At 45.4% G+C, this 612-nt stretch carries 1 protein-coding gene; it reads right to left on the bottom strand.

Features of this window, described 5'->3' with window-relative positions:
* Positions 1-612 (bottom strand): aldehyde dehydrogenase family protein (locus tag AC3G7N_RS21670; RefSeq protein ID WP_489424197.1); only part of this gene is annotated, 612 nt, incomplete at both ends.

Below are 612 nucleotides of genomic sequence, written 5' to 3'. Positions count from 1 at the left end.
AGTGGGCTGTACTTATATCCTTTGTCCAAATACCTGTTACCAGGCCGTAATCCGTGCTGTTTGCTAATTCCAACGCTTCCTCGATATCCTTAAACGTAAAAACAGTTAACACAGGACCGAAAATTTCCTCTTGTGCAAGCCTGCTGTCCCTGCTAATCCCGTCAATAATGGTCGGCTGTATATAAAGTCCGCCTTCATATCCTTCTACCTTCACCGAATTTCCGCCGACAAGGATATCTCCTTCCTCTTTCGCCAGATCAATCATATCCATTACATGATGGTATTGTTTATCGTTCAAAATCGGCCCCAGGTCTTTATCCTGAATCCCTGCTCCAATCGTCAGATTTCCGAACCGCTCTACGACTTTTTCCAAAAATTCTTGTTTAAACGATTCCTCTACTAACAGTCTTGCTCCCGCAGAGCAGGTTTGTCCTGCATTCTGAATAATAGACCGGACCACACCTTCCACGGTTTTCTGCCTATCACAATCGGCAAATACAATATTCGGAGATTTTCCGCCCAGCTCCAAGGTTGAAGGTACGACATTAGCCATGGCAGCTTGTCCAACGGCAATCCCCGTACCAACTGAGCCGGTAAACGTAACATGGTTAA

It is taken from the genome of Virgibacillus carmonensis (genome assembly GCF_057836705.1).
This window is presented reverse-complemented; position numbering and strand designations above follow the sequence as displayed.